The sequence below is a fragment of the Azospira oryzae genome (assembly GCF_004217225.1).
Taxonomy (GTDB): Bacteria; Pseudomonadota; Gammaproteobacteria; order Burkholderiales; family Rhodocyclaceae; genus Azospira; species Azospira oryzae.
Window position 1 is genome coordinate 49,039 of the sequence record NZ_SHKM01000002.1, and the last position, 25,751, is coordinate 74,789.

Annotated in this window: 27 protein-coding genes; 9 read left to right on the plus strand and 18 right to left on the minus strand. The window is 65.6% G+C overall.

Translation table 11 applies throughout. The features are described from left to right. Positions 1-5 precede the first annotated feature (5 nt). The 5 genes from EV678_RS09395 to EV678_RS09415 are packed head-to-tail and all read right to left on the minus strand — an operon-like array spanning position 6 to position 4,457. The gene (locus tag EV678_RS09395; RefSeq protein WP_130459350.1) at positions 6-452 is read right to left on the minus strand and encodes a type II secretion system protein; all 447 of its coding nucleotides are present in this window, start codon (positions 450-452) and stop codon (positions 6-8) included. A gap of 24 nt (positions 453-476) precedes the next feature. Then, positions 477-1,013, minus strand: a complete 537-nt coding sequence (locus tag EV678_RS16545) for a prepilin-type N-terminal cleavage/methylation domain-containing protein (RefSeq protein WP_014236382.1) — start codon at positions 1,011-1,013, stop codon at positions 477-479. Continuing rightward, positions 1,013-1,555: a hypothetical protein gene (locus tag EV678_RS09405; RefSeq protein ID WP_043797842.1), complete on the minus strand. Its 543-nt coding sequence runs from the start codon at positions 1,553-1,555 to the stop codon at positions 1,013-1,015. The genes EV678_RS16545 and EV678_RS09405 overlap by 1 nt, the downstream gene beginning before the upstream one ends. Beyond that, on the minus strand, positions 1,555-2,784 hold the full coding sequence (locus EV678_RS09410; protein WP_130459351.1) for a type II secretion system F family protein: 1,230 nt from the start codon (positions 2,782-2,784) through the stop codon (positions 1,555-1,557). Before EV678_RS09410 ends, EV678_RS09405 begins: the two co-directional genes overlap by 1 nt. A 2-nt stretch (positions 2,785-2,786) precedes the next feature. Continuing rightward, the gene (locus EV678_RS09415) at positions 2,787-4,457 is read right to left on the minus strand and encodes a GspE/PulE family protein (protein WP_232058805.1); all 1,671 of its coding nucleotides are present in this window, start codon (positions 4,455-4,457) and stop codon (positions 2,787-2,789) included. Between the two features lie 124 nt (positions 4,458-4,581). On the opposite strand from EV678_RS09415, the gene trmL reads away from it, so the two are divergent. Beyond that, positions 4,582-5,046, plus strand: coding sequence for a tRNA (uridine(34)/cytosine(34)/5-carboxymethylaminomethyluridine(34)-2'-O)-methyltransferase TrmL (gene trmL / locus EV678_RS09420; RefSeq protein ID WP_130459353.1), 465 nt, complete (start codon positions 4,582-4,584; stop codon positions 5,044-5,046). 12 nt (positions 5,047-5,058) lie between these two features. Here trmL and EV678_RS09425 read toward each other — a convergent pair whose 3' ends face one another. From EV678_RS09425 to EV678_RS09450, 6 genes are all read right to left on the minus strand, one after another. Beyond that, on the minus strand, positions 5,059-6,054 hold the full coding sequence (locus tag EV678_RS09425; protein ID WP_130459354.1) for an NAD(P)H-dependent glycerol-3-phosphate dehydrogenase: 996 nt from the start codon (positions 6,052-6,054) through the stop codon (positions 5,059-5,061). 14 nt (positions 6,055-6,068) lie between these two features. Then, the gene (locus EV678_RS09430) at positions 6,069-6,518 is read right to left on the minus strand and encodes an SH3 domain-containing protein (protein WP_130459355.1); all 450 of its coding nucleotides are present in this window, start codon (positions 6,516-6,518) and stop codon (positions 6,069-6,071) included. Between the two features lie 49 nt (positions 6,519-6,567). Further along, positions 6,568-7,032 (minus strand): protein-export chaperone SecB, encoded by a 465-nt coding sequence (gene secB, locus EV678_RS09435; protein WP_014236376.1) that lies wholly within the window; start codon positions 7,030-7,032, stop codon positions 6,568-6,570. A gap of 35 nt (positions 7,033-7,067) precedes the next feature. Continuing rightward, a complete protein-coding gene (gene grxC / locus EV678_RS09440; protein ID WP_014236375.1) occupies positions 7,068-7,334 on the minus strand; it encodes a glutaredoxin 3 in 267 nt (88 codons plus the stop codon). A 10-nt stretch (positions 7,335-7,344) separates the two neighbouring features. Continuing rightward, positions 7,345-7,758: a rhodanese-like domain-containing protein gene (locus EV678_RS09445; RefSeq protein WP_130459356.1), complete on the minus strand. Its 414-nt coding sequence runs from the start codon at positions 7,756-7,758 to the stop codon at positions 7,345-7,347. A gap of 75 nt (positions 7,759-7,833) precedes the next feature. Further along, positions 7,834-8,142: an ArsR/SmtB family transcription factor gene (locus EV678_RS09450; RefSeq protein ID WP_172974818.1), complete on the minus strand. Its 309-nt coding sequence runs from the start codon at positions 8,140-8,142 to the stop codon at positions 7,834-7,836. Positions 8,143-8,517: 375 nt separating this feature from the next. Between EV678_RS09450 and EV678_RS09455 the strand changes: the two genes are divergently transcribed. From EV678_RS09455 to EV678_RS09470, 4 genes are all read left to right on the plus strand, one after another. After that, entirely contained in the window at positions 8,518-9,978 is a 1,461-nt protein-coding gene (locus EV678_RS09455; protein WP_130459357.1) for a murein hydrolase activator EnvC family protein, read from the plus strand. Between the two features lie 16 nt (positions 9,979-9,994). Continuing rightward, on the plus strand, positions 9,995-11,392 hold the full coding sequence (locus EV678_RS09460; protein ID WP_130459917.1) for a S41 family peptidase: 1,398 nt from the start codon (positions 9,995-9,997) through the stop codon (positions 11,390-11,392). Between the two features lie 33 nt (positions 11,393-11,425). Beyond that, complete coding sequence (locus EV678_RS09465) at positions 11,426-11,848, plus strand: hypothetical protein (protein ID WP_014236370.1); 423 nt, start codon at positions 11,426-11,428, stop codon at positions 11,846-11,848. Between the two features lie 94 nt (positions 11,849-11,942). Beyond that, the gene (locus EV678_RS09470) at positions 11,943-12,692 is read left to right on the plus strand and encodes a HesA/MoeB/ThiF family protein (protein WP_130459358.1); all 750 of its coding nucleotides are present in this window, start codon (positions 11,943-11,945) and stop codon (positions 12,690-12,692) included. 124 nt (positions 12,693-12,816) lie between these two features. Here EV678_RS09470 and ribD read toward each other — a convergent pair whose 3' ends face one another. The 4 genes from ribD to EV678_RS09490 all read right to left on the minus strand — a co-directional run bounded on the left by ribD (position 12,817) and on the right by EV678_RS09490 (position 16,457). Further along, positions 12,817-13,914, minus strand: a complete 1,098-nt coding sequence (gene ribD / locus EV678_RS09475; protein ID WP_130459359.1) for a bifunctional diaminohydroxyphosphoribosylaminopyrimidine deaminase/5-amino-6-(5-phosphoribosylamino)uracil reductase RibD — start codon at positions 13,912-13,914, stop codon at positions 12,817-12,819. A 15-nt stretch (positions 13,915-13,929) separates the two neighbouring features. Further along, a complete protein-coding gene (nrdR, locus tag EV678_RS09480) occupies positions 13,930-14,409 on the minus strand; it encodes a transcriptional regulator NrdR (protein WP_043797837.1) in 480 nt (159 codons plus the stop codon). A gap of 21 nt (positions 14,410-14,430) precedes the next feature. Further along, on the minus strand, positions 14,431-15,681 hold the full coding sequence (glyA, locus tag EV678_RS09485; RefSeq protein ID WP_014236366.1) for a serine hydroxymethyltransferase: 1,251 nt from the start codon (positions 15,679-15,681) through the stop codon (positions 14,431-14,433). 125 nt (positions 15,682-15,806) lie between these two features. Beyond that, positions 15,807-16,457, minus strand: coding sequence for a histidine phosphatase family protein (locus EV678_RS09490; RefSeq protein ID WP_130459360.1), 651 nt, complete (start codon positions 16,455-16,457; stop codon positions 15,807-15,809). Positions 16,458-16,777: 320 nt separating this feature from the next. Here EV678_RS09490 and EV678_RS09495 point away from each other — a divergent pair, with 320 nt between their 5' ends. Both EV678_RS09495 and EV678_RS09500 read left to right on the plus strand, forming a co-directional pair. Continuing rightward, a complete protein-coding gene (locus EV678_RS09495) occupies positions 16,778-17,365 on the plus strand; it encodes a TRAP transporter small permease subunit (protein WP_014236364.1) in 588 nt (195 codons plus the stop codon). Positions 17,366-17,367: 2 nt separating this feature from the next. Further along, positions 17,368-18,834, plus strand: a complete 1,467-nt coding sequence (locus tag EV678_RS09500) for a TRAP transporter large permease (RefSeq protein ID WP_130459361.1) — start codon at positions 17,368-17,370, stop codon at positions 18,832-18,834. Between the two features lie 140 nt (positions 18,835-18,974). Here EV678_RS09500 and EV678_RS09505 read toward each other — a convergent pair whose 3' ends face one another. The 3 genes from EV678_RS09505 to EV678_RS09515 all read right to left on the minus strand — a co-directional run bounded on the left by EV678_RS09505 (position 18,975) and on the right by EV678_RS09515 (position 21,215). Continuing rightward, positions 18,975-19,775: a response regulator gene (locus EV678_RS09505; protein WP_014236362.1), complete on the minus strand. Its 801-nt coding sequence runs from the start codon at positions 19,773-19,775 to the stop codon at positions 18,975-18,977. 82 nt (positions 19,776-19,857) lie between these two features. Then, a complete protein-coding gene (locus EV678_RS09510; protein ID WP_130459362.1) occupies positions 19,858-20,433 on the minus strand; it encodes a flavodoxin family protein in 576 nt (191 codons plus the stop codon). A gap of 71 nt (positions 20,434-20,504) precedes the next feature. Next, positions 20,505-21,215, minus strand: coding sequence for a pirin family protein (locus EV678_RS09515; RefSeq protein ID WP_130459363.1), 711 nt, complete (start codon positions 21,213-21,215; stop codon positions 20,505-20,507). Positions 21,216-21,335: 120 nt separating this feature from the next. Here EV678_RS09515 and EV678_RS09520 point away from each other — a divergent pair, with 120 nt between their 5' ends. Together EV678_RS09520 and dnaE are read left to right on the plus strand one after the other, a co-directional pair. Continuing rightward, positions 21,336-22,247 (plus strand): LysR family transcriptional regulator, encoded by a 912-nt coding sequence (locus tag EV678_RS09520; RefSeq protein ID WP_130459364.1) that lies wholly within the window; start codon positions 21,336-21,338, stop codon positions 22,245-22,247. Positions 22,248-22,285: 38 nt separating this feature from the next. Then, a complete protein-coding gene (gene dnaE / locus EV678_RS09525; RefSeq protein WP_014236358.1) occupies positions 22,286-25,741 on the plus strand; it encodes a DNA polymerase III subunit alpha in 3,456 nt (1,151 codons plus the stop codon). The last annotated feature ends 10 nt before the right edge of the window (positions 25,742-25,751 follow it).

A 25,751-nucleotide genomic window follows, 5' to 3' on the forward strand; every position in this document is an offset into this window, starting at 1 on the left:
ATGCATCAGCAGCCGCTAGTGACGACCGTGTAGGTGGGCTGGGTGTTGGCGCCAGCGGGTTGATAGGTCACCTTGCAACTGGCCGGAGTGGCTGCGTTCTTGTGACGGATACCACTGGTACCGTCCATCTCGAAATCAGACGCCGGGCTCAGGTCCATCACGGAACTCAGGGCAGCGGCATTTGCAGCGTAGCCGTAGACCACGTTGACGTTGACGGCATTGGTGGCGGAGATGGTGGTGGGACCGGCGCCCAGAGCATTGCGGGCGGCAGCCTTGCCGTAAATCATGACGTTGGCGGAACGCATGGAAGCTTCCACACCACGGATCACGCCGGCACGGGCATCACCGCTCAGGTCGATGAACTTGGGCAGGGCGGTCGCAGCCAGGATACCCAGAATGACGATCACCACGATCAGTTCGATCAGGGTAAAACCTTTTTGTTGGCTTTTCACAGTAAAGACTCCTTTAGAAAAAAATCACAGACATTCGGAATTGGCAGTTGCGGTGCCGATGACCGGCGCGATGACCGTAGTGGTACCGGACATCTGTGCAGACTGGTAGGTAAACTGGCAGTTGGTGCCGGTGCCGCCGGGGACCACAATGGTCAGGGTGTTGGCAGCACCGGAGCCACCACCACTGGTCACATAATCCACTCCGGCGCCGGCAGCAGCCCCCGCCAACAATCCGGCAGCGGCGACAATACCATTGGCATCGGCCGTCGGATACTGGGCGACCCCGGTAATATTCACGCCTTCCATCGGAATATTGATTACGGTGGTGCCATCGGCAGGACAGCTTCCGCCGGTACCGGCACGAGCCAGGCAAGTGGCGTGGAACAGAGCGGAGGCGGCACGCACGGAGGCTACCGCCCCCTGCAACTTAGCCTGGCGCGCCTGGACCTGCAGATTGACAAAACGGGGCAAAGCCGTAGCCGCCAGGATGCCCAGGATGATGATCACAACGATCAGTTCGATAAGGGTAAAGCCCTTCTGCTGGGCCCGGATCAACTTCATTACTCTCTCCCTGCGGGTGAAGCCGCGTAATGTTTTGGCAACCACCCGCACGCACATTGGCCGGTGATACGCATGCCCTCAAATACTCGCCCATGCGACGGGGACTCCCGGTACACGGCGTCGATTGTGAACTCTACGCTTTCAGACGTAATTTCGTTTGTGAAAAAGTTCTCGGAATACCTTGGGCGATAAAGGATTTTCTTTCGCTCCGCATCAAAGTACCAGCCCCCGATTTGTAAATTTCCGTAATCCCCGGCAATTACCCCGGCATAGGCCGGAACAGCGCCATGCAAGGCAGGAAAGGGATTCTCGGTTTCCAGACGAGCCAGGGCTCCATCTCCTTCCGTTCCGATACGGGCGGCCGCTTCCAGCCACACGCCTGCCCGTATTGTATCCAGCACAGAAATCACGGCGGTTCGCTCCACCGCCATCTGCACTTCCCTCAACCGGTGCAGCAACCCTGCCAACAACACTAAAGCAATCACCAAAACGACCAGCAACTCGAAACGGGATGCCCCCCTGATCCGGCGGTCCATCGCCATCAGCGCTTGAAGGCAACCTTGCCCAGGTCCCAGATCGGCAGAAAGATGCCCAACGCCAGAACCAGCACCAAGATACCAAGGGCCACGATAAGAATCGGCTCGATCTGCTGGGAGAGGTTTTTCAGTTCGTACTCGACCTCACGCTGATACATGTCCGCCACTTCTTCCATCATGTCGTCCAGGGCGCCGGATTCCTCGCCGACAGCCACCATCTGCAACACGATAGGGGTGAATACCCGGGCGCTGATGGCAGTACGCAGGACGGACTCGCCCCGCTCCACGCCTTCGCGCATTTTCTCGATCTTGTCCGCGATGAAGACATTGTCCACCGTCTGGGCCACCACGCTCATGGCCTGCACCACCGGCACACCACTACGCACCGCCAGGGCGAAGCTGCGGGAAAAGCGCGCCAGCGTGGCCTTTTCCACGATCTTCCCGGCAATGGGAACCCGTAGCTTGGTCCGGTCCCACAGGTAGCGCCCCATGGGCGTCGCCACCCAGGCGCGGAAGGCGAATATGATCCCGACCAATCCCGCCAGCAGATAGGGCCAGTCGGCCACCATGAAATCGGAGAAATTGATGAGCAACCGGGTCATGAAGGGCAACTCTGCGTTGAAGCCCTTGAACACCTGGGCGAAAGCAGGAATCACCCAGATATTCACCACCACGATGGCAATCGCCATGGCCGCCACAACAAAGCTTGGATAACGCAGGGCCGACTTCACCTGGTTGCGCATGAACTGCTCGAAATCCAGGTGGTAGAAGAGACGGAGGAATATCTCCTCCAGCCGACCGGTCATTTCCCCCACCCGCACCATGGAGAGATAGAACGGGGGGAAAACAGTCGAGTGACGCGCCAGAGACGCGGACAACTCACGGCCGGAATCCAGGCTCTCCCGCACTTCCTGCAGCAACCGCTTCATGGCGCCGTTGCTGCTGGATTCCTGCAAGCCGGCCAAGGCGCGCATGATCGGCACGCCGGCCTTGAGCAGGGTATAGATCTGGCGGCTGAAAAGCAGCACGTCCACATGACGGACTTTTTCCGCAAACAGGGTCAGGTTGAACTTGAGGCCGTCCCCGTTCTCCTGCTTGGGAGCCGGCTTGATTTCCAGCGGCGTAATTCCCTGCAACAACAGTTGATCGGCCACGGCCGAGGCAGACATGGCCTCCAGGGAGCCATTGACCAGGCCACCGCCGCTGCTGCGGCCCCGATAGCTGAAATTGGCCACGCTCAGTCTTCCGTCTGGCTGGCCACGCGCATGGCCTCGTCAATGGTGGTGCGGCCCTGACGGGCCAGGCGTACCGCATCCCGGCGCAGGGTGTTGCCGCCCATCTGCTTGCGGGCTGCCTGCATGAAGATGGAAGGATCGTCCTGATTGGTGGCTTCCACCACCTCGCTGGTCATTTCAAGCATTTCCCATACACCGGTACGCCCCTGGTAGCCGGTTCCGCCGCAGTGGGGGCACCCGGTACCCTTCTTGAAGTGGTGACCGTCGAGCTGCTCGCCCAGTTCATAACGCAGCCACTCGCGCTCGTGGGGCTCCGGCACATGGGGCGCGGCACAGGAATCGCAGATCACGCGCACCAGACGCTGGGCCAGGACCAGTTGCAGGGACAGGGCCACCATGTAGCGCGGCACCCCCATGTCGAGCAGGCGGATGGGCGTGGAGATGGCATCGTTGGTGTGCAGGGTGGAAAGCACCAGGTGGCCGGTCATGGCGGCCCGCATGCCGATTTCGGCCGTCATCTGGTCGCGCATTTCGCCCACCAGGATGATGTCCGGATCCTGGCGCAAGGCCGTACGCAGCACCCGGTCGAAGGAAAGGTCGATCTTTTCGTGCACCTGCACCTGATTGATGCCCGGCAGCCGGTATTCCACCGGGTCTTCCACGGTGATGACCTTCTTTTCCGTGGTATTCAGTTCGGACAGGGCCGCATACAGGGTGGTGGTCTTGCCGGAGCCGGTGGGTCCGGTGACCAGGACGATGCCGCTGGGGCGGTGGATGGCATGCCGCAGACGGTCCAGGATATGGGCCGGCATGTGGATGTTGTCGAGGCCGAGGATACCGTTGGACTGGGCCAGTATCCGCATCACCACCGACTCGCCGTACTGGGTGGGCATGGTGGAAATACGCACGTCCACCGGATTGTTGCGCACCTTGATGTTGAAGCGTCCGTCCTGGGGCAGGCGCTTTTCGGAGATGTCCAGGCCGGACATCAGTTTCAGGCGCAGGGCCACGGCAGTGGCGATTTTCGGGTCGGCCTCGGTCTGGATGTGCAGCACGCCGTCGATGCGGAAGCGGATGCGCAGGCGCGCCTCCTGGGGCTCGATGTGGATGTCCGACGCGCGGGTGCGCAGCGCTTCCTCGAACACGGTCTGCAGCAGCTTCACCACCGGCGCATCTTCGGCGCCCGGGGTCAGCCCCAGCAGCTCGCCGAATTCGATGGGCATGTCGCCCAGCTCAGCCTGCAGTTCCTTGGCCAGGCCGGAGATTTCCTCGGTGCGCCGGTACAGGCGGTCGATCGTGACCAGCAGCTGGCTCTCGGTCACCACCGCCAGCTCGATATCCCGCCGGACGAGGCGGACGATTTCGTCGTAGGCCAGCAGGTCGGTGGGATCCACCAGACCCACCAGCAGGGCGCTGCCCCGGTCTTCCAGGGGAATGGCGCGGAAGCGGCGAGCCTGGGCCTCGGGCAGCAGCTTGGTGAGGTCCGGCTTGACGTTGAAGGTCTTCAGGTCGAAGAAGGGGATGCGCAACTGGCGGGCCAGCGCCTGGGAAATCTGCTCCTCGCTGACGTACCCCCCATCCACGAAAATGCGGCCCAGCTTGCGGCCAGTCAGCTTTTGCTCTTCCAGGGCCAGCTTGAGCTGCGCTTCGGTCAGCAGCCCTTGCTGAATCAACAGGTCACCGAGTCGGATTTTCTCCGGCCGCGCCATAAAATCTCCAATCTGCTTTAAGATTGACGCTTAATTTTTTGAACTATATCGCTTTTTTACCAACCAACCCAAGCCGCATTGTGCCTTCGTGACCGCCATCATTCTTTACCAGCCCGAAATCCCGCCCAACACCGGTAACATTATTCGCCTTTGCGCCAATACTGGCTGTGAATTACATCTCATCGAACCTTTGGGATTCGATCTTTCGGACAAACAATTGCGGCGGGCGGGACTGGACTACCACGAATATGCCAAAGTCACACGCCATGGAGACTGGCAGAGCTGCCTGGCGGCCATGGCGGGACGGCGCATCTTCGCCCTATCCACCCGCGGCGGACAACGTTACGACACGGTGCGATATCGGCAAGACGATGCCTTCGTTTTTGGTCGGGAAACGGCAGGTTTGCCTGAGGAAATCCTGGGCCAGTTTGCCCCGGAGCAGCGACTGCGCCTGCCGATGCTGCCGGACCAGCGCAGTCTCAATCTTTCCAATGCCGCCGCCGTGATGGCGTTTGAAGTTTGGCGGCAACTGGACTTTGCCGGCGGCCGTTAGGTCAACGGCAAATCAGCCCTGCTCGGGCTTGGGGTCCCGGGAAAGCAGCTGGCTCACCGCCTCGGCGGCCGGCAGGTCGTGGTGCAGCACCGCATCCACCGCGGCAGTGATGGGCATGTCGATGCCCAGGCGACGGGCCAGTCCGGCCACCTCGGCGGCCGTGCTGACGCCCTCCGCCACATGCCCCAGATCCACCAGGGTCTGGGCCAGGGTCTTGCCCTGCCCCAGGGCCAGGCCGACCCGGCGGTTGCGGGACAGGTCGCCGGTACAGGTAAGGATCAGGTCACCCATCCCCGCCAGACCCATGAAGGTTTCCCGCCGCCCGCCCAGGGCCTCGCCGAGACGGGCGATTTCGGCCAGCCCCCGGGTCACCAGGGCCGCCCGGGCATTGAGCCCCAGGTCCAGGCCGTCGGCGATGCCGGTGGCGATGGCCAGCACATTCTTCACCGCACCGCCCACCTCCACCCCCACCACATCATCGTGGGCATAGATGCGCAGGCGCTGCGTATGCAGCTGCCGAGCCAGGCGGGCCGCCAGTTCCCCATCGGCGGAAGCCAGGGTGATGGCCGTCGGCTGCTGCCGCGCCACTTCATCGGCAAAGCTGGGGCCGGAAAGGGCGCCGCAGGGATGATCGGCGCCCAACTCTTCCGCCACCACCTGGTGCGGCAGCTTGGCAGAGCCAGCCTCCAGGCCTTTGCAGGCCCACAGCACGGGCACCGTGCCGGCCAGGCCGGCAGCCTTGAGGCTGCGCAGGGTGGGACGCAGACCGACCAGGGGCGTCGCCACCAGCAACAGGTCCGCATCGGCGGCCGCCCAGGCCAGGTCGGAGCCGACCTCCAGCCCCTCGGGGAACGAAGCACCCGGCAGGTAACGGCTGTTGGCCCGCTCCCGGGCCATGATCTCGGCCTGGGGCTGCTCCCAGGACCACAGACGGACCCGGTGGGCCGGAGCAAAGGCGATGGCCAGCGCGGTTCCCCAGGCGCCGGCACCTAGAACGGCAATATTCATGGATGGATCAATACTTAAAGGCCCCAGACCTGGTTGGCCCGGAGATAGCCGGTCTGGCCGTCCCGATGCCGGACTTTGGCCCAGCCGGCCGGACCTGCTTCGAGAAGCTCGAGGGCAACCCCCTTTTCCGCCTGGAACGCCAGGGGCGAGGCGGTATCGGCGGCCTGGTGCACCTCGGCCCGGTCCGCCGTCACCTGCAGGGTACGGCGATCGGCCAGGGCCGCCCGCTCAATCCAGGCCAGCCCGCCGGCCGCATCCCGGACCTTGGCCCAGCCTTCCAGATTGACCACCACTTCCACCGGGGTATAGCGGCGGATGATGAACTGGGGCACCCCCTTCTTCGAGGGCGAATCGTAGAGGATGGCGGCAGCCGAGCCTTCGCCCGGCTCCACCGAACGGTAGTCAGCCGCCTGGACGGCCAGGGCCGGCAGGCAAAGAAGCAGGGCACGCGACAAAACCGTCATCCAAGAAGATACGCGCTGGCACATGTCCTACCTCCGGCTGCCGGTTGAATTACTGGATGGGAACTTCGTTGGCACCAGCCTGCTGGGCTTCGGCCTGACGGGCCATGTAGAGGGCCTCGAAATTGACCGGCTGCAGCACCACGGGGGCAAAGCCGGCACGGGCGATGGCGCTGGAAACCACTTCCCGGGCATAGGGGAAGAGCACATTGGGGCAGGCGATGGCCAGCAGGGGCTCCAGGTTTTCTTCCGGCACGTTGCGGATCTGGAACACGCCGGCCTGGCCGGCTTCCACCAGGAACACGGTCTTGCCGTCTTCCAGCTTGGCGGTGACGGTGACGGTCAACACCACTTCGAACATGCCGTCGCCCAGACCGGAGCCTTCGCTACGCAGCTGGATGTCCACCTGGGGGGAGGTCTGCTCCAGGAAAATCTGGGGCGCATTCGGCACTTCGACGGACAGATCTTTGACGTACAGCTTTTCGATGGCGAAAACGGGGGATTCGGCTTGGCTCATGGTTTGGATTTCCAGTGATTCGGTTGAAGGGAGACTCAGGACTCGTCGGCCAGCAGGGGCACCAGCCCCCCGGCACGGTCCAGGGCATAGAGGTCGTCGCAGCCGCCGACGTGGGTGTCGCCGATGAAAATCTGGGGCACGGTACGCTTGCCGCCGGTCTTTTCCATCATTTCCTCGCGGCGGGCCGGCTCCAGGTCCACCCGGACCTTCTCGATTTCGGCCACGCCCTTGCTCTTGAGCAGTTGCTCGGCGCGGATGCAGTAGGGACAAACGGCGGTGGAATACATCAGAACACGTTTCATGACGGACTCCTCAGGCCTTGCCGCGGGACAGGGGCAGGCCGGCCTGGGTCCAGGTGCCGACACCGCCGGAGAGATTCACCACCTTGGCAAAACCGACCTTGCGCATCTGCTCGCAGGCCTTGGCGGAACGGATGCCGGAAGCGCAGCAGACCACGATGGCCCGGTCCTTGTACTGGTCCAGGGAGGCCAGGTGTTCGTCCAGCTTGTTCAGGGGCGTGTTGCGGGCATTGGGCAGGTGGCCGGTGGCGAACTCGGCCGGATCGCGCACGTCGATCACCAGGGCATCTTCCCGGTTGATCAGCAGGGTGGCGTCGGTGGCGGAAACGGCCTTGCTGCCATTGCCGCGCAGCAGGGAAACCACCAGGGCCAGGCCACTCGCCAGGACCAGACCGACCAGAAAAGCGTTCTGCTTAATAAAATCCAAACCAGACTCCGTAAGGGGTGATGAGGGGAAAACGACTCGGGGAGATTACCGCAACCACGCCCCCCAGGGGTGATTCTAGTGGCCGCTGCCCTGGGGCACGCCGCAGAAGACCTCGCGCATCATGCCGATCAGTTGCAGGGTACGGGCGTCGCCCACCCGGTAATAGACCCGGTTGGCATCCTTGCGCGTCAGCAGCACGCCCTTCTCCCGCAGGATGGCCAGATGCTGGGAAATATTGCTTTGGGAGGTACCGACGGCATCGACGATTTCCTGCACGCAGGCTTCCTGATCGCCGACCACGCAGAGTATCTTCAGGCGCAAGGGATGGGCGATCGCCTTCAGCGCCCGGGCGGCCAGTTCGATATGTTCCTGCTTTTCAATCAAGTTAAAGGAAGCTTCCACCGCGGCACTTCTCCAGTAAAACCCGGGCTGGCGAACGGCTGCGTCGGGCGCGGAAGCTCCGGACAGGCTCGTGGCTGGGGCGAAATCATTATAAAATAATCCATTAATCTAGCCTACCGAGTGCCGGCTCGATTTAATCCACATCAACCGTCTTTGCAGTAGTGCGGTCAAAAAATCCTCTCCCCACCCCCAATCTGGCCACAGCCCCATGTACAGGACCGCACCGCCGCAGCGCCCCCTGACCTGCCCCACTCTCCACTTTTCGCGGGTAATACCAGGGTGAGCGGCACGCGGCATTCCGGCACATCCACCTCGCCACGGCCAAGCGGCCTCGGGCGAACCCTTCTGCTGGCCCTGTTGGGCGGCCTGGCCCTGTACCAGTCCGCCACTCTGGCCGCCACGCCGGCGACCAAACCCGCCGCTTCCAGCAAAACGCCAGCCAAGGTGGTGGTACAGAAGGCGCCGCTGAAAAAGTCGGCACCGCCGACCAAGGCGCCTGCCAAAACCACGGCCAAGCCTGCGACCAAGGCCGTGCCGGGCAAAGCCCCGACCAAGACCGCCAGCACGCCGCGCAAGGCGGCGGCTGCCGCCGCCGGCGTGACGGCCGGCGCCGTTGCCAATCCGGAGCATCAGGCGGAAAGCAGCAAGGCCGACCTGAAGGAGCTGCAGGGCCGCATCGACAGCCTGCGCAAGGAAGTGGCCACCGCCGAGGAATCCCGGGCCGACGTGGCCGACCAGCTGAAGGATGCGGAAAAGGGCATCTCCAACCTGTCCCGGGACCTGCGCCAGCTGTCCGGCCAGCGGGGCAACCTGCAGAACACCCTGCAGCAGCTGGCCAGCCAGGCTCGGGAACTGGAAGGCACCCTGGCGGGCCAGCGCACCCAGCTGGAGCAGCTCCTGATCCGTCAGTACATGGAAGGGGGCGAGGGTTCCGACTCCCTGCGCCTGCTGCTCAACGGCGACAACCCCAACCAGATGGCGCGGGACCTCTACTACCTGTCGGCCGTGGCCAAGGCGCGCACGGCCCTGCTGCAACAGATCGGCAGCACCCTGAAGCAGAAGAAGGCCCTGGCCGAAGACACCCGCAACCGGGAAACCGAGCTGGCCGAGGTGGAAGCCAAGCAGAAGGAGCAGCACCAGCAGCTGCTGGCCCAGAAGAACCAGCGCCAGGCCACCCTGGCCAAGATTTCCCAGCAGATCGAATCCCGCCGCAAGGAAATCGGCGCCCTGCAGCAGGACGAAAAGCGCCTGACCCGCCTCATCGACGGCCTCTCCCGCATCATCGCCCAGCAGAAGGCCCGGCCGCCCAAGCCCGAAACCAAGCCCCGGGCGCCGGCGGAACGGCCCGCCGGAAGTGGCGGTCAAACACCCGGCATCGACAACGACAAGACCCCCGACGCAGGCCTGGCGCGCTTCTCCGGGGACTTCGCCCGCCTCAAGGGCTCCCTGCGCCTGCCGGTGCGGGGCACCGTCAGCAACCGCTTCGGCACTGCCCGCCAGGAAGGCAGCACCTGGAAGGGCCTCTTCATCCGGGCCGCCGCCGGGGGTGACGTCCATGCCGTGGCCGCCGGCCGGGTGGTCTTCGCCGACTGGATGCGGGGCTTCGGCAACCTGCTGATCCTGGACCACGGCGACGGCTATCTGACCATCTACGGCAACAACGAATCCCTCTACAAACACGTGGGGGAAACGGTGAAGCCGGGCGAGGTTGTCGCCGTCATCGGCAACAGCGGTGGCAACCCGGAATCCGGTTTATACTTTGAACTTCGCCATCAAGGCCAGCCGCTCGACCCGCTCAAATGGGCGAGCTTGAAGTAGGAGACTTTTTGTGAAGATGGGCAAGCCGTTGAAACAGGTGGGACTGATCGGGGTCGGCATGGTGGCCGGCATCCTGCTGTCGGTCCAGATTTCCGCCATCGCCGACAAGGAAACCCGGGCCGGGCTGCCCGTCGAGGAGCTGCGCACCTTCGCCGAAGTCTTCAACGCCATCAAGCAGGGCTATGTGGAGCCGGTGGAAGACAAGAAGCTGATCACCAATGCCATCTCCGGCATGCTCTCCAATCTGGACCCCCACTCCTCCTACCTGGATGCGGATTCCTTCAAGGAACTGCAGGTCGGCACCCAGGGCGAATTCGGCGGCCTCGGCATCGAAGTCGGCATGGAAGACGGCTTCGTCAAGGTGGTTTCCCCCATCGAGGACACCCCCGCCTTCCGCGCCGGGCTCAAGGCCGGCGACCTGATCGTCAAGCTGGACGACACCCCGGTCAAGGGCATGACCCTCTCCGACGCCGTCAAGCGCATGCGCGGCAAGCCCAAGACTCCCATCACCCTGACCATCGTGCGCAAGGGCGAGCAGAAGCCCATCGTCGTCACCCTGAACCGGGAAGTGATCAAGGTGCAGAGCGTCAAGTCCAAGCTGGTGGAACCGGGCTACGGCTACGTGCGCGTCACCCAGTTCCAGGAAAACACCGGCCCATCCCTGGTCAAGCACCTCTCCGACCTGTACAAGGACGGCGCCCTCAAGGGTCTGGTGCTGGACCTGCGCAACGACCCGGGCGGCCTGCTCAACGGTGCCGTCGGCGTTTCCGCCGCCTTCCTGCCGGCCAAGGCCCTGGTGGTGTCCACCGACGGCCGCACCCCGGACGCCAAGCACCAGTACTTCGCCAGCGCCGAGGACTACCTGCGCGGCAGCCGCGACGACTACCTGAAGAACCTGCCCGCCGAAGTGAAGAAGGTGCCCCTGGTGGTGCTGGTGAACGGCGGCTCCGCCTCCGCCTCCGAAATCGTCGCCGGCGCCCTGCAGGACCACAAGCGCGCCGTGGTGCTGGGCACCCAGACCTTCGGCAAGGGCTCGGTGCAGACCGTGCTGCCCCTGCCCGGCAACACCGCCATCAAGCTCACCACCGCCCGCTACTACACGCCCAACGGCCGTTCCATCCAGGCCAAGGGCATCGTGCCGGACATCAATGTGGAAGAGTCCGCCAACGGCGCCTCTCCGGAGCGCCTGCGGGAAGCCGACCTGGAACGCCACCTGATCAATGACAAGGAAAAGGAAGCCACCGCGGCGCCCAAATCCAAGGATGGCAAGGCCAACGGCAAGAACAAGGGCAAGGAAGAGGATGAGAAGTCCGAACTGCCGGCGCCGGCCGAATTCGCCTCCAAGAGCGACTACCAGCTGAACCAGGCCCTCAACCTTCTCAAGGGTCTGCAGATCATGCAGAATAAGCCGTAACGAGCCTAACAGCAGAACCTCGGGGAGAGGGCCATGAAACGAGTCGCCGCCAAGTTGTCGCGCCGTCTGGATACTCAAAAGAAGCGGGAAATCCTGTTTTCCCGCTTCCCCCCGGGGCAAGTGCCTGAAGCCGCCGATCTGCTGACCGGCCTGGAAAACCTGGACGCCGTACCCGAGACGGAAAAGCGGGCCGTGGCCGTCGCCTACGACCTCACCGACTACACCTACCGGGGCCTGGAAGAAGGCCTGGTGGACCAGGGCTTCCACCTTGACAACACCCTCATGAGCAAGCTGATGCGGGCCCTCATCTACTATGTCGAGGAAACCCAGCTGCACAATCTGGAAGCGCCCGAACGGCCTCTCAAGTCCTCCTCCAAGGCCTACGCCCAGGCCTGGGAACGCCACCCTCACGGGGACCACGACGAAACCCCGCCCGAATGGCGGGAATACAAATAGGCCGCACCGGCCACGCCCCAGGGGCCGCAACAGCGGCCCCTTTGTTTTGCCCCGCCGCCCCGACGGCCCTTCTAGCCACGCCCAGCCCCTCGCCATGAACGACCAGCAACTGCTCCGCTACAGCCGCCACATCCTCCTCGACCCCATCGGCATCGAGGGCCAGGAACGCTTTCTCGCCGCCCGGGCCCTGGTCATCGGCGCCGGCGGCCTGGGCTCGCCGGCGGCGCTGTACCTGGCTGCTGCCGGCGTCGGCACCCTGGCCCTGGCCGACGGCGACACGGTGGACCTGACCAATCTGCAGCGCCAGATCCTGCACACGGAAGCCTCCGTCGGCCGGCCCAAGGCCGAATCCGGGCGGGACGCCCTGCAGCGCCTCAATCCGGAAACCCGGGTGGAAGTGATCGCCCGCCGCCTGGAAGGGGCGGACCTGGAGGCGGAAGTGGCCAAGGCCGACGTGGTGCTGGACTGCTGCGACAACTTCGCCACCCGCCACGCGGTGAACCGGGCCTGCGTCAAGCTGGGCAAGCCCCTGGTCTCCGGCGCCGCGGTGCGCTTCGACGGCCAGATCAGCGTCTTCGACACGCGCCAGCCCGGGGCGCCCTGCTACCACTGCCTCTTTCCCGAAGGCGAGGACGTGGAGGAGGTGCGCTGCGCCACCATGGGCGTCTTCGCCCCCCTCACCGGCATCATCGGCACCCTGCAGGCGGCCGAGGCCCTCAAGCTGCTGGCCGGCTGCGGCCAGACCCTGGGCGGGCGGCTGCTGCTGCTCGACGCCCTGACCATGGAATGGCGCACGGTGCGCCTGCAGAAGGACCCGGGCTGCCCGGTATGCGGGAGCCGATGAAGGGCAGCTGAAAGCACCTGGCCTGAAAGGCAATAGGGACGCCACTTTCCGCCGTGCATAGGCGAAGGATGGCGTCCCTATTGCCTTTCAGTGACGCTGTATTTTGGGAATATCCGCCGCCGGCTCAGGCCAGGCGGGCCAGGATGCGCAGGTCGCCGCCCACCTGGCGCAGGTCGTGCCACCGCAGGCGTTGCTGCTGCTCCAGGGAGGTCAGCTCGGGCAGGCCGAAGAGGCCCAGAGCCGGGTTGCCCAGCAGGGTCGGCGCCAGGTAGAGCAGCAGTTCGTCCACCAGCCCGGCGGCCAGCAGGGCGCCGTTGAGGCCGGCACCGCCTTCCACGTGCAGTTCGTTGATGCCCCGCCGCCCCAGCTCCAAGAGCAGGGCGGCCAGATCCACCCGGCCGGCGGCGTCGGGCAGCAGCAGCACTTCGGCACCTTGGGCCGCCAGGGCCGCGGCCTTGGCCGGGTCCGGGTTGGCGGTGGCGATGAGAACCGGGCGGCCGTCCAGCAGACGGGCCGTGGGCGGGGTTTGCAGGCGGCTGTCCACCACCACCGGGCGGGGCTGGCGCTCCGTGTCGACGCCCCGCACATTGAGCAGGGGATCGTCGGCCAGCACGGTGCCGCTGCCGCTGAGGATGGCACAGGCCCGGGCCCGCCAGCGGTGGCCGTCCTGGCGCGCCTCGACCCCGGTGATCCACTGGCTCTGGCCGTTGGCCAGGGCCGTCCTGCCGTCCAGGCTGGATGCGGCTTTCAGGCGCACCCAGGGGCGCCCTCTGGTCATGCGGGAGACGAAACCGATGTTGAGTTCCCGGGCCTCATTGGCCAGCACGCCGGCACAGACTTCGATACCGGCCTGACGCAGGATGGCCAGGCCGCGGCCGGCCACCAGAGGATTGGGGTCTTCCATGGCCGCCACCACCCGGGCGACACCGGCGGCCACCAGGGCTTCGGCGCAGGGCGGGGTGCGGCCGTGGTGGCTGCAGGGCTCCAAAGTGACGTAGGCGGTGGCGCCCCGGGCGGCTTCGCCGGCGGCGCGCAGGGCATGGACTTCGGCATGGGGCTCACCAGCCCGCACATGCCAGCCTTCGCCGACGACGACGCCGTCCCTGACCAGGACGCAGCCGACCCGGGGATTGGGGGAGGTGGAGTACAGCCCCTGTTCGGCCAGGGCCAGGGCCCGGGCCATGTGGGCGTGGTCGGCAGCGGTGCCGGGGGCGGCGGGCATGAGATGAGGGGAGAATTACTCGTCGCGGGGGCGACGCACAGGCTTGCCCGGGGTCACTTCGCGCACGGCGTGGGAGAACTCGTCCACGTCCTCGAAGTTGCGATAGACCGAGGCAAAGCGGACGTAGGCGATCTTGTCCAGCTTCTTCAGTTCCCGCATCACCATCTCGCCCACCTTTTCGGAGGGGATTTCCCGCTCGCCCAGGGCCAGCAGTTTTTCTTCGATGCGGGTAATGGCGCCGTCCACCGCCTCGGTGGTCACGGGCCGCTTGCGCAGGGCCAGCCACAGGCTGGCGGAGAGCTTGTCCCGGTTGTAGTCCACCCGGGAGCCGTTTTTCTTGACCACCTGGGGCAGGCGGATTTCCGCCCGCTCATAGGTGGTGAAACGCTTGTCGCAGTTGAGGCAGCGGCGGCGGCGGCGCACGATGTCGCCGTCTTCGTTGATGCGGGTGTCCACCACCGTGGTGTCCATCGCTCCGCAGAAGGGGCATTTCATCGCTGCGCCGCCTTGGCCGTCTTACTTGCCGTAGACCGGGAACTTGGCGCAGAGGGCGGCCACCTTGGCGCGCACTTCGGCCAGCTTGGCTTCGTCGTTCGGCGCGTCGAGCACGTCGGCCACCAGGTGGGCGATCTGCTCGGCTTCGATCTCGGTGAAACCGCGGCTGGTCATGGCCGGGGAACCGATACGGATGCCGGAGGTGACGAAGGGCTTTTCCGGGTCGTTGGGAATGCCGTTCTTGTTCACGGTGATGTGAGCCTTGCCCAGGGCGGCTTCGGCTTCCTTGCCGGTGATCTTCTTGGCGCGCAGGTCGATCAGGAAGACGTGGGACTCGGTACGGCCGGAAACGATGCGCAGACCGCGCTCCTCGCCCAGGACCTTGGCCATGACGCGGGCGTTGTTGATCACCTGCTCCTGGTACTTCTTGAACTCGGGGGACGCAGCTTCCTTGAAAGCCACGGCCTTGGCGGCGATGACATGCATCAGGGGGCCGCCCTGGAGGCCGGGGAAGATGGCGGAGTTGAGGGCCTTCTCGTGCTCGGCCTTCATCAGGATGACGCCGCCGCGGGGGCCGCGCAGGGTCTTGTGGGTGGTGGAGGTGACCACGTCGGCGAAGGGCACCGGGTTGGGGTAGTAGCCGGCGGCGATGAGGCCGGCGTAGTGGGCCATGTCCACCCAGAAGATGGCGCCGACTTCCTTGGCGATCTTGGCGAAGCGCTCGAAGTCGATGCGCAGGGCGTAGGCGGAGGCGCCGGCGACGATGATCTTCGGCTTGTGCTCGCGGGCCAGGGCTTCCATCTTGTCGTAGTCGATCTCTTCCTTCTCGTTGAGACCGTAGGAGACGACGTTGAACCACTTGCCGGACATGTTCAGGGCCATGCCGTGGGTGAGGTGGCCGCCTTCGGCCAGGCTCATGCCCATGATGGTGTCGCCGGGCTTGGCGAAGGCCATCAGCACGGCCTGGTTGGCCTGGGAACCGGAGTTGGGCTGCACGTTGGCGGCTTCGGCGCCGAACAGCTTCTTCAGGCGCTCGATGGCCAGCTGCTCGGCCACGTCCACGTATTCGCAGCCGCCGTAGTAGCGCTTGCCGGGGTAGCCTTCGGCATACTTGTTGGTCAGCTGGGAGCCTTGGGCTTCCATGACCGCGTTGGAGACGTAGTTTTCGGAGGCGATCAGTTCGATGTGCTCTTCTTGGCGACGATTTTCATCTTCGATCGCCTTCCAGAGTTCGGGGTCCACTTTCGCCAGGGTGTCGTTTGCGGAGAACATCGGTGCTGCCTCTCAAGCCGTTGAAAAAGGCGGAAATTGTATCATGCCAACCCCCGCCGCCACCCCTCCCGGGGAAAACCCTGCCCCAATTTGGGGCGCCGCCCGACAGAGTCAGCCCGACAGAGTCAGCCCGGCAGCTCGTCCAGGGCGCCGTCTTCCAGGTGCCGGGTGCAGCTCCACTGGACGATGCGCCAGCCGGCCCCGTCCCTTTCCAGCCAGGTGATGCCGGCATTGGGAATGGTGAAATCCCGGGGTGCCGCCAGGGGGCGTCCGCGCACGTGGCGGTTGATGACGTCCAGCACGCCGCCGTGACACACCAGCACCACCGTTTCGCCCCGGTGCTCCGCCGCCAGGGTCTCCAGGCAGCGGCTGACCCGGGCGGAAAAGTCCTCCAGACTCTCCCCTTGGGGAATGGGCAGTTCCGGCTGGCGCGCCTCGAAGGCAGCGTAAGCCCCCGGATGCCGCTGCCGCGCCTCGTCGTAGGTGAGCCCTTCGAAAATGCCGTAGCTGCGCTCCCGCAGGGCCGGCCGCAGGCACACGGGGCGCCCCAGATGGGCGGCGATGGCCTCGGCGGTGACCCGGGCCCGGGCCAGGTCGCTGCTGTATACCGCCGTCACCGTGCCGACCTCGGTCGCCAGGCGCCGGGCCGCGGCCCGGGCCTGGCGCAGCCCGGTGGGATTGAGGCCGATGTCGAGATGGCCCTGGATGCGCCGGTCGGCATTCCAGAAAGTCTCGCCGTGGCGAATGACGCAGATGCGGGTGGGGGCTTTGACCATCGACGGCTCCGGCAACACAGGGCAAAAACCAGGGTTTTAGCAGACCCGGCGGCAGAAGGGAAACAGGCCGTCAAAATGCCAGCGTCACCGGCCGGAAAGCCGCTGCCGGCTAGGGTTTCCACCAATGGCCCGGCCCCGGCCCCTGTGCCACAATCGCCGCGCAATTTGTGGGATTGGGCGCCCGGCCGCCACCAACGAGGCCAGGACACCTCCCGCAAGACTCGGGCAGACGCGCTGCACGCCTGCCCTGGCCACAAGCCGAAATACAAGCGATGGGCCCAAGAAGCCCGGCATTTTCGACATCTCTGGAGGAACCAACCGTGACCTTTCTGCTCAGCGTCTCCCGCGGGATCGACGCCCTCAACGAGCGCGTCGGCAAAGCCGTGATCTGGCTGGTGCTGCTCATGACCATTCTCAGCGCCGGCAACGCCGTGATGCGCTACACCATCAATTACAGTTCCAACGGTCTGCTGGAAATCCAGTGGTACCTCTTCGCCGTGATCTTCCTCTTCAGCGCCGGCTACACCCTGCTGCGCAACGAGCACGTGCGCATCGACGTGGTGGCGGGCAAGTTCTCCCCCCGCGGCCAGGCCTGGATCGACATCATCGGCACCCTGCTGTTCCTGATGCCCATGGCCGTCCTGATCATGTACCTGTCCTGGCCCATTTTCATGAATGCCTGGGACTCCGGTGAAATGTCCTCCAACCCGGGCGGCCTGATCCGCTGGCCGGCCCGCCTAATGATTCCCGTCGGCTTCCTGCTGCTGGTGCTGCAGGGCCTCTCCGAACTGATCAAGCGCATCGCCTTCCTGCGCGGCCTGATCGCCAACCCCGCTGAAAAGCACAAAGGCCCCTCCGCCGAAGAAGAACTGGCGGCCGCAATCAAGGCCAAGAAAGGCGAGGCATAACCATGGAATTCCTGATCAACAACATGGCGCCGGTAATGTTCGGCGCCCTCGTCCTGTTCCTCCTCTTCGGCTACCCGGTGGCCTTCGCCCTGGCCGCCAACGGCATGGTCTTCGGCTTCATCGGCATGGAACTGGGTCTGCTCCACCCCGCCCTGTTCCAGGCCCTGCCGGAACGGGTCTTCGGCATCATGGCCAACGACACCCTGCTGGCCATTCCCTTCTTCACCTTCATGGGCCTGGTACTTGAACGCTCGGGCATGGCGGAGGATCTGCTCGACACCATCGGCCAGCTCTTCGGCCCCATGCGCGGCGGCCTGGCCTACGCGGTGATCTTCGTCGGCGCCCTGCTGGCGGCCACCACCGGCGTGGTGGCGGCTTCGGTGATCTCCATGGGCCTGATCTCCCTGCCCATCATGCTGCGCTACGGCTACGACAAGCGCCTGGCCTCGGGCGTCATCGCCGCCTCCGGCACCCTGGCCCAGATCATCCCGCCCTCCCTGGTGCTGATCATCATGGCCGACCAGCTGGGCAAGTCTGTGGGCGACATGTACGAAGGCGCCATGGTCCCCGGCCTGATCCTGACCAGCCTGTATGTGGGCTACGTCGCCATCCTCACCATCATCAAGCCCAATGCCGCCCCGGCCCTGCCCCTGGAAGCCCGCTCCCTGCGCGGCGCCAAGCTGCTGATGCGGGTGCTGACCTCCCTGGTGCCGCCCCTGGTGCTGATCTTCCTGGTACTGGGCACCATCTTCCTGGGCATCGCCACCCCCACCGAGGGCGGCGCCATGGGTGCCAGCGGCGCCCTGATCCTGGCCCTGATGCGCAAGCGCCTGTCCGTCTCCCTGCTCAAGCAGGCCATGGACACCACCGCCAAGCTGTCCTCCTTCGTGGTCTTCATCCTGGTGGGTTCCACGGTGTTCGGCCTGGTCTTCCGGGCGGTGAACGGCGACCTGTGGGTGGAACACCTGCTGACCTCCCTGCCGGGCGGCCAGCTGGGCTTCCTCATCGTGGTGAACATCCTGGTCTTCGTCCTGGCCTTCTTCCTGGACTTCTTCGAACTGTCCTTCATCATCGTGCCCCTGCTGGGACCGGTGGCGGAAAAGCTGGGCATCGACCTGATCTGGTTCGGCGTGCTGCTGGGGGTGAACATGCAGACCTCCTTCATGCACCCGCCCTTCGGCTTCGCCCTGTTCTACCTGCGCTCCGTGGCCCCGGCCTCGATCAAGACCACCGATATCTACTGGGGCGCCGTGCCGTTCGTGTGCATCCAGATCATCATGGTGGCCCTCATCATCATCTTCCCGGGCATCGTCAGCTACGGCGATCCGGCCCACCGGGCCCCGACCCAGCAGGAATCCGAAGCCATGGACCTCAACTCCCTGATGCAGCAGCAGGAGGGAGAAGGCGGAGGCTCCGGCGAAGAGGGCCAGAACGAACTGCTCAAGCAGCTACAGCAGAACAGCAACTGAGCCCAGGTTCATCCCTAGCTTGTGCCCGCCGGCAACCCCGGCGGGCTTTTTTTCGCCCGCCACCGGCAGCGCCGCCGAAGGAGCGGCAATAAAAAAGGGAGCCGCAGCTCCCTTTTCGCTTCAGGCCGGAGAACCCCGGCTCAGCCCCACATGGCCCGCTCGATCAGACCCTTGACCGTCTTGGGGTCGAAGGGCTTGTCGCAGATGGCGGAAACGCCGGCCTGCTCCACCGCGGCCAGGCGGCTCATATTGGATTCGCTGGTGACCATCAGCACCGGCACGGTGGCCTGCCAGCTCTGCTGGCGGATGTATTCCACCAGGGCCTTGCCGTCCATTTCCGGCATGTTGTAGTCGGTCAGCACCAGATCCACCATGGTTTCACCGAGCACGGACACCGCCTCCTTGCCGTTGCTGGCTTCGAGGAAGTTCTCGATGCCCAGATTCTCCAGGATGTGGCGCAGGAATTTGCGGGACACCGGGCTATCGTCCACGATCAGTACCTTCAGGCTTTCCAGGTCCACCGGCACTTCCAGCTGGCCTTCCGGCTCCAGGTAGTCGATCACCGCGCGCAGGGCGGTGAGCAGCTGCTTTTCGCTGAAGGGCTTGGGCAGGATGCTGCAGGCGCCGGACTGGCGGATGGGGTCCAGCACCTTGGGCCGGGTTTCGCTGGAAATGAGCACGAAGGGCAGCATTTCCAGGTCATCGTCGGCGCGCATGGCGTAGACCAGCTCGGTGCCGGTCATGTCCGGCAGATACATGGCGCTGATGACCACGGAAGGCTTGGACCGGCGCAGCAGGGCCAGGGCATCGGCGCCGCTGGCGGCGGTCTGCATGTTGGCGACGCCCAGGTTGCGCAGGAACTGGCCGACGATATGGGCCTGGGTGTGGGACGGTTCCACCAGCACGACCGAGAGGTCGGCGACGGAAGAAATCATGTGCATGGGGCTCCCCTCCTTCTATTGTGCCGGCCACTATAGCAAAAACCCCGGCACGAAGCCGGGGCCGGAGTGGGGCGGAGGCGGCTTACTGCTTGCCGCGGACGAAACGCAGGGTGGTGGCGGCCACCCGGGCGCCGTAGAGGCGGGCCGTTTCCAGGTCGCCGGCAGGGGGCGCCACGTCGGGGCCGACGTCGGAGTCGGACTGGGCCATGGCGCCGTAGGAAGCACCCATGCGGTTCACGTCGTTGCGCTGGGCCTTGGAGCTGTTGGCCGGCAGCAGCCCCAGGCTGACCCAGATCATGCCGTGCTGCAGGGCCAGGGTGGCGAGGGCGCCCAGGGTGCCCTGCTTGTCGCCGTTGAGGGAGGCGGAGTTGGTGAAGCCACCGGCCACCTTGTCCTGCCAGGCCCGGGTGAACCAGGCCTTGGAGGAGGCGTCGGCGAATTCCTTGAACTTGGCGGAGGGGCCGCCCATGTAGGTGGGGGCGCCGAAGATGATGCCATCGGCCCCATCCAGGTCAGCCCAGGGCACGGCGGCGATGTCGTCCAGGGCCACCAGCTGGGCGCTGGCGCCGGCCACCTCATTGACGCCGGCGGCGACGGCGGCGGCCTGCTTGGCGGTGTGGCCGTAGCCGCTGTGATACACGATGGCGATCTTTGCCATGAAACGCTCCTTCAGTCTGTCGGGGGTTGGGAAGTTGGGAATGGGAAATCAGGACCAACGGCAGGCAACGCTCAGGCCGCGGGCGGCAGGTCGAAGAGAAGAAACTCCCCCGGCTCGGCGCCGCCCTGGAAGGCCAGTTCGGATTCGTCGGCAATCTTGGCGCCGTCGCCGGCGGCCAGGGCCACGCCGTTGAGGCTGACTTGGCCGCGGATGACATGGACGTAGGCCAGACGGCCTGGCGCCAGGGCGTGGCGCACCGCCTCGGCCGGGCCCAGGTGGGCCGCCAGCAGCAGGGCGTCCTGCTGGATCACGGCGCTGCCGTCGCGGCCGTCCGGCGAAGCCACCAGCACCCACAGGCTGGCGTTGTCCGGCGTGAACAGCCGGTGCTGGTCGTAGCTGGCCCTGCCTCCCTTGAGGGCCGGCTCGATCCAGATCTGCAGCAGATGGGTTTCCTCATCGGCGGAAGGATTGAACTCGCTGTGCAGCACGCCCTTGCCGGCACTCATGCGCTGCACCTCGCCGCGGCGGATGATGCCGCCGTTGCCCAGGCTGTCCTTGTGCTCCAGGGCGCCGGAGAGGATGTAGGTGACGATTTCCATGTCCCGGTGGCCGTGCATGGGAAAGCCGGTGCCCGGCGCCACCCGGTCCTCGTTGATCACCCGCAGCGCGCCCCAGCCCATTTCCCGGGGATCGTAGTAGTCGGCGAAGGAAAAGCTGTGTTTGGCCTGGAGCCAGCCGTGATCGGCCTGGCCCCGGGCGTCGGACGGACGTAGCTGGATCATGTCGGGCTCCTTGGCAAGAAGTATTGTTCATTAGCATTCATGGGTTGAAGCCATACTAAGCAATGGATTAGAGTGATTCCAGCGAAATGAACTCACCGATTCATTCAATTTCCTTCACCTATGCGCATCTCCCTCGACGCCCTGCAGATCCTCGACGCCATCGACACCCAGGGCTCCTACGCTGCCGCCGCCAGCCGCCTGCACCGGGTACCCTCGGCCCTCTCCCACGCCATGCAGAAGCTGGAAGGGGAGCTGGGGGTGGAACTGTTCGAGAAGAGCGGCCGCCGCGCCATCCTCACTGCCGCCGGTCGCACCCTGCTGGAGGACGGCCGCCATCTGCTGCGCGCCGCCCTGGAGCTGGAATCCCGGGTGAAGCGGGTGGCCACCGGCTGGGAAACGGAGCTGTCCATCGCGGTGGACTCGGTCATCCCCGGCGAGCGCCTCTATCCCCTGCTGCAGCGCTTCTACGACGAAGGCCACGGCACCCGCCTGCGCCTCTCCTACGAAGTCCTGGGGGGCTGCTGGGACGCCCTGACCACGGGCCGGGCCGACCTGGTGATCGGCGCCCCCGGCGACATGCCGGCCCGGGGCGGCATCGCCACCCGGCCCCTGGGCACCATGGAGCTGGTATTCACCATGGCCCCCGGTCATCCCCTGAGCACGGTGCCCGAGCCCATCCCGGCCCACGAACTGGCCCGGTACCGGGCCGTGGTGCTGGCCGACACTTCCCGGGAACTGGCCGCCCGCACCAGCGGCCTGCTGGAAGGCCAGGACGCCCTGCGGGTGCCGGACATGCAGAGCAAGGCGGCGGCCCAGGCCGCCGGTCTTGGCGTCGGCCACCTGCCGCCCTGGCTGGTGGCGCGGGAAGTGGCGGCAGGCCGCCTGGTCACCAGGACCCTGGCCGAACCCAAGGGCAGCACCCCGCTCCACATTGCCTGGCGCCCCTCCCACGAGGGCCGTGCCCTGGCCTGGTTCCTGGCGGCCCTGGAGGACCGGGAGCTGTGCCAGGCCCTGACCGAGGGTCTGGCGTAAAGGGGGAAGCCGGCCCCCGGCTGGGGTAAAATTCCCGGATGACCGATCCCCGCTTCGTCCATCTCCGCCTCCACAGCGAATACTCCATCACCGACGGCATCGTCCGCCTCGACGACGCCGTGGCCCGCGCCATCGCCGACGGCCAGCCGGCCATGGCCCTCACCGACTTGGCCAACGCCTTCGGCCTGGTGAAGTTCTACAACGCCTGCCGCGGCAAGGGCGTCAAGCCCGTCGCCGGCGCCGACGTGTGGATCGCCAACGAAACCGAGACCGACCGCCCCTTCCGCCTGCTGCTGCTGGTGCGCAGCCACCGGGGCTACCTGCAGCTGTGCGAACTGCTGTCCCGGGCCTACCTGGCCGAAGGCCGGCGGGACCGGGCCGAGATCAAGCGGGCCTGGTTCGACGAAGTGGGCTGCGACGGCCTCATCGCCCTCTCCGGCGCCAAGGACGGCGACGTGGGCGACGCCCTCCTGGCCGGCAACCGGGACCTGGCGGCGGCCCGGGCCAAGGCCTGGAGTGCCCAGTTCCCCCAGGCCTTCTACCTGGAAGTGCAGCGGGCCGGCCATCCCCAGCAGGAGCAGCTGGTGTCGGCCACCGCCGACCTCGGCGCCGACCTGGAACTGCCCCTGGTGGCCACCCACCCGATCCAGTTCCTCGACGCCGACGACTTCAAGGCCCACGAGGCCCGGGTCTGCATCGCCGAGGGCTATGTCCTGGGCGACCGGCGCCGCCCCAAGACCTTCACCGAACAGCAGTATTTCAAGACCCAGGCGGAAATGGCGGAGCTTTTCGCCGACCTGCCCGAGGCCCTGGAAAACACGCTGGAAATCGCCAAGCGCTGCAACCTGACCCTAACCCTGGGCAAGAACTTCCTGCCCCAGTTCCCCACCCCCGACGGCATCTCCCTGGATCAGCACCTCATCAACGAGGCCAAGGCCGGCCTGGAGAAGCGCCTGGAACTGCTGTTCCCGGACCCGGAGGAGCGGCAGCGACGGCGCCCGGAGTACGACGAGCGCCTGGAAATCGAGACCAAGACCATCGTGCAGATGGGCTTCCCCGGCTACTTCCTGATCGTGGCCGACTTCATCAACTGGGGTAAGCACAACGGCGTCCCCGTGGGCCCGGGCCGGGGTTCCGGCGCCGGCTCCCTGGTGGCTTACAGCCTGGGCATCACCGACCTGGACCCGCTGCAGTACGCCCTGCTGTTCGAGCGCTTCCTCAACCCCGAGCGGGTCTCCATGCCCGACTTCGACATCGACTTCTGCCAGGACAACCGCTGGCGCGTGATCGAGTACGTGCGCCACAAGTACGGCGTCGATGCGGTGTCCCAAATCGCCACCTTCGGCACAATGTCCTCCAAGGCGGTGATCCGGGACGTGGGCCGGGTGCTGGACCTGCCCTACAACTTCTGCGACTCCCTCTCCAAGCTCATCCCGGTGGAAGCCAACAAGCCGGTGTCCCTGGCCCAGGCCCTGGAAATGGAACCCCAGCTGAAGGAGAAGATGGAGGAGGAAGAGGAAGTGGCCGAGCTGTTCGAGCTGGCAATGAAGCTGGAGGACTTGACCCGCAACGTGGGCATGCACGCCGGCGGCGTGCTGATCGCCCCGGGCAAGCTCACCGACTTCTGCCCCCTCTACGCCCAGCCCGGCTCCGACTCGGTGGTCAGCCAGTACGACAAGGACGACGTGGAAAAAGTCGGCCTGGTGAAGTTCGACTTCCTCGGCCTGCGCAACCTGACCATTATCGAGCTGGCCGTGGAGTACGTGGAACGGCTCACCGGCGAAAAGCTGGACCTGCTCTCCCTGCCCTTCACCGACCCCGCCGCCTACCAGATTCTCAAGGACGCCAACACCACGGCGATCTTCCAGGTGGAATCGGAGGGCATGAAGAAGCTGCTGAAGAAGCTGGCCCCCGACCGCTTCGAAGACATCATCGCCGTGCTGGCCTTGTACCGTCCCGGCCCCCTGGGCTCGGGCATGGTGGACGACTTCATCCTGCGCAAAAAGGGCCAGCAGAAGATCGACTATTTCCACCCGGACCTGAAGGGCTGCCTGGACCCCACCTACGGGGTGATCGTGTACCAGGAACAGGTGATGCAGATCTCCCAGATCATCGGCGGCTACACCCTGGGCGGCGCCGACATGCTGCGCCGGGCCATGGGCAAGAAAAAGGCCGAGGAAATGGCCAAGCACCGGGAGACCATTGCCGAAGGGGCGAAGAAGAAGGGCTACGACCCGGCCCTGGCCGAACAGCTGTTCGACCTCATGACCAAGTTCGCGGAGTACGGCTTCAACAAGTCCCACACCGCCGCCTACGCCATGGTCACCTACCACACCGCCTGGCTCAAGGCCCACCACTGCTCGGCCTTCATGGCGGCCACCATGTCCTCGGACATGGACAACACGGACACCGTGAAAATCTTCTACGAAGACACGGTGAAAAACGGCATCAAGGTGCTGCCGCCGGACGTGAACCACTCCGACTACCGCTTCGTGCCGGTGGACGGCAAGACCATCCGCTACGGCCTGGGGGCGGTGAAGGGCACCGGCCAGCAGGCGGTGGAGTGCATCCTCGCCGCCCGCGCCGAAGGCGGTCCCTTCAAGGACCTCTTCGACTTCTGCCTGCGGGTGGACAAGCGCCTGGTGAACCGCCGTACCATCGAAGCCCTGATCCGCGCCGGCGCCTTCGACACCCTGGACCCGAGCCGGGACCGGGCCCAGCTCATCGCCTCCGTCAGCATCGCCATGGAAGCGGCCGACCAGGCCGAGCGCAACGCCCACCAGGGCGGCCTCTTCGAGATGTTCGGCAGCGGCGACGACGCCGTGGCCGAAGCGCCCCAGTACGTCAGCGTCCGCCCCTGGAGCGACAAGCAGCGCCTGCTGGAAGAAAAGACCGCCCTCGGCTTCTTCTATTCCGGCCATCCTTTCGACAGCATCCGCAGCGAAGCCAAGCGCTTCGCCGGCCGCCCCCTGAGCGCCCTGGCTCCGGCACGGGAGCCCCAGACCCTGGCCGGCGTGGTCATGGACCTGCGGGTGAAGATGACCAGCCGGGGCCGCATGGGCATCATCATCCTGGACGACGGCTCCTGCCCGTCGCTGGAGGTGACGGTCTACAGCGAGGTCTTCGATGCCCACCGCAACAAGCTGAAGGTGGACGAACCCCTGATCATCGAAGGCAAGGTGAGCAAGGACGACTTCCGCGACGGCCTGCGCATCGTCGCCGAGAATCTCTACACCCTGCCCGAAGCCCGCACCCGCTTCGCCCGCCAGCTGCGCCTGTCGATGAATGGCCAGGCCGATGCGCGCAAGCTGCAGGAGCTGCTCACCCCCTTCCGCATGGAAGGCGGCTGCCCGGTACGCATCGCCTACCGCAACGGCGAAGCCCAGTGCGAGCTGATCCTGGGCGAAGGCACCCGGGTGCGACCGGACGACGACCTGCTGCAAACCCTGCAGGACTGGCTCAGCCCCGCCGGTGTCGAGCTGCAGTACAACTAACTCCGGCCCG

What these genes read in the sequence shown, in the direction of transcription:
- EV678_RS16545 (WP_014236382.1), bottom strand. Translation starts at nt 1,013, where the DNA reads ATGAAGTTGATCCGGGCCCAGCAGAAGGGCTTTACCCTTATCGAACTG.
- EV678_RS09405 (WP_043797842.1), bottom strand. Translation starts at nt 1,555, where the DNA reads ATGGCGATGGACCGCCGGATCAGGGGGGCATCCCGTTTCGAGTTGCTG.
- EV678_RS09425 (WP_130459354.1), bottom strand. Translation starts at nt 6,054, where the DNA reads ATGAATATTGCCGTTCTAGGTGCCGGCGCCTGGGGAACCGCGCTGGCC.
- EV678_RS09430 (WP_130459355.1), bottom strand. Translation starts at nt 6,518, where the DNA reads ATGACGGTTTTGTCGCGTGCCCTGCTTCTTTGCCTGCCGGCCCTGGCC.
- secB (WP_014236376.1), bottom strand. Translation starts at nt 7,032, where the DNA reads ATGAGCCAAGCCGAATCCCCCGTTTTCGCCATCGAAAAGCTGTACGTC.
- grxC (WP_014236375.1), bottom strand. Translation starts at nt 7,334, where the DNA reads ATGAAACGTGTTCTGATGTATTCCACCGCCGTTTGTCCCTACTGCATC.
- EV678_RS09460 (WP_130459917.1), top strand. Translation starts at nt 9,995, where the DNA reads ATGGGCAAGCCGTTGAAACAGGTGGGACTGATCGGGGTCGGCATGGTG.
- EV678_RS09465 (WP_014236370.1), top strand. Translation starts at nt 11,426, where the DNA reads ATGAAACGAGTCGCCGCCAAGTTGTCGCGCCGTCTGGATACTCAAAAG.
- EV678_RS09470 (WP_130459358.1), top strand. Translation starts at nt 11,943, where the DNA reads ATGAACGACCAGCAACTGCTCCGCTACAGCCGCCACATCCTCCTCGAC.
- ribD (WP_130459359.1), bottom strand. Translation starts at nt 13,914, where the DNA reads ATGCCCGCCGCCCCCGGCACCGCTGCCGACCACGCCCACATGGCCCGG.
- nrdR (WP_043797837.1), bottom strand. Translation starts at nt 14,409, where the DNA reads ATGAAATGCCCCTTCTGCGGAGCGATGGACACCACGGTGGTGGACACC.
- glyA (WP_014236366.1), bottom strand. Translation starts at nt 15,681, where the DNA reads ATGTTCTCCGCAAACGACACCCTGGCGAAAGTGGACCCCGAACTCTGG.
- EV678_RS09490 (WP_130459360.1), bottom strand. Translation starts at nt 16,457, where the DNA reads ATGGTCAAAGCCCCCACCCGCATCTGCGTCATTCGCCACGGCGAGACT.
- EV678_RS09500 (WP_130459361.1), top strand. Translation starts at nt 17,368, where the DNA reads ATGGAATTCCTGATCAACAACATGGCGCCGGTAATGTTCGGCGCCCTC.
- EV678_RS09505 (WP_014236362.1), bottom strand. Translation starts at nt 19,775, where the DNA reads ATGCACATGATTTCTTCCGTCGCCGACCTCTCGGTCGTGCTGGTGGAA.
- EV678_RS09510 (WP_130459362.1), bottom strand. Translation starts at nt 20,433, where the DNA reads ATGGCAAAGATCGCCATCGTGTATCACAGCGGCTACGGCCACACCGCC.
- EV678_RS09515 (WP_130459363.1), bottom strand. Translation starts at nt 21,215, where the DNA reads ATGATCCAGCTACGTCCGTCCGACGCCCGGGGCCAGGCCGATCACGGC.
- EV678_RS09520 (WP_130459364.1), top strand. Translation starts at nt 21,336, where the DNA reads ATGCGCATCTCCCTCGACGCCCTGCAGATCCTCGACGCCATCGACACC.
- dnaE (WP_014236358.1), top strand. Translation starts at nt 22,286, where the DNA reads ATGACCGATCCCCGCTTCGTCCATCTCCGCCTCCACAGCGAATACTCC.